This window comes from Sphingobium sp. FW306-1B-F04DB, from assembly GCF_058781925.1.
The window spans coordinates 1-1,256 of the sequence record NZ_JBYSXE010000122.1; the positions used below are offsets into that span (position 1 = coordinate 1).

Consider the following 1,256-nt stretch of genomic DNA (forward strand, 5'->3'; position numbering starts at 1 on the left):
ATGAGACCGTATACGTTGACGCAGACTGATCAGAACACCGTAAAATCCCTCTTGCAAACGGGGCGGGCCATACGTTCATTCATCGATCGTCGGCGCGACCGGAATGTCGCCGTGAGCGGCCGGCTGCTCACTCGAGCAACCATTGGTCACATCTCGCCGCTATTCCGGACATTCGAGGGAGGGATTCAAATGGCTCTCGGACGTTGCTGGTGCGTCGCGCTTCGAGCCGAGATCGCCCTGTTTTCCGCGGACCATGCCACAGGCGCGGTTCGTGCGGGCATGGGCGCGCAAGTCTCTCGAGAAGGGCAGCCATTGCACAACATTCTGCAAGAGACTATATAAGGTCTGAATTTAGACCGGTGAGAATGCGATGCGATACTCCACTCAGGTGAAACCAATCAGCTATCTGAAGGCCAACGCCGCAGAGGTCCTGCTCGACCTCGCCGAAAAGCGGGAACCGATGGTCATCACTCAAAACGGTGAAGCCAAGGCCGTGATCCAGGACGTCGCTTCATTTGAGCAGACCCAGGACACTCTCGCCCTTTTGAAGCTTGCTGCAATCGGAAATCAGGACATCGAAGCCGGTAAGACCAAGCCCGCCCGCGCCGTCATCGAACGGCTCAAATCCAAGGCGTCCGCTCACTGATGGGAAAAGAGCAGTTCGAGGTCGAACTGACCCAGGGCGCAGAAGACGATCTCGAAGCAGTCTACGACTATCTACTCGAGAACGCTTCAGTCGAGGATGCCGTGGAGATGCTCGACGCCTTGCTCGAGCGAGTCCAAACACTAGAGCAATTCCCATTCCGGGGCGGCGTTCCCAAGGAACTCGATGCGCTTGGTATCCGGGAATTTCGGCAGATTTTGCTCAGGCCCTATCGATTGATCTATCGTGTCATCGGCAGCAAGGTCTACATCCTCGTGATCGCCGACGGTCGCCGTGACATGCAGGCGTTGCTCGAACGCCGCCTACTTGGTCGCGACCGGCCGCCTGCCGCTTAGATCCAGCCAGTGCCTGGATCCGCCGACGTCCCGGTCGTTCGACGCGCCTTTTACGCTGCCTGAAACATGGGGTGATCGCGGCGCGATTCGCCCTCAGTGAAAGTCTGGACGTGCTGGCTGGCAGGGTGGTTGCTCCCCGATAAGATGGAGATACGGGCTCACGATTGGAACCGGGCCCAAGCATCGAATGGAGAGCAACCATGGACCAGTATATTGGGCTTGATGTTTCCTTGAAAGAGACCGCTGTCTCTATCCGC

Annotated in this window: 2 protein-coding genes; both read left to right on the forward strand. The window is 57.7% G+C overall.

The features are described 5' to 3' along the window. Positions 1 to 370: 370 nt before the first annotated feature. Positions 371 to 646, forward strand: a complete 276-nt coding sequence (locus AC3WJD_RS21975; protein WP_492748979.1) for a type II toxin-antitoxin system Phd/YefM family antitoxin — start codon at positions 371 to 373, stop codon at positions 644 to 646. Beyond that, positions 646 to 999, forward strand: a complete 354-nt coding sequence (locus tag AC3WJD_RS21980; protein ID WP_492748981.1) for a type II toxin-antitoxin system RelE/ParE family toxin — start codon at positions 646 to 648, stop codon at positions 997 to 999. The genes AC3WJD_RS21975 and AC3WJD_RS21980 overlap by 1 nt, the downstream gene beginning before the upstream one ends. The last annotated feature ends 257 nt before the right edge of the window (positions 1,000 to 1,256 follow it).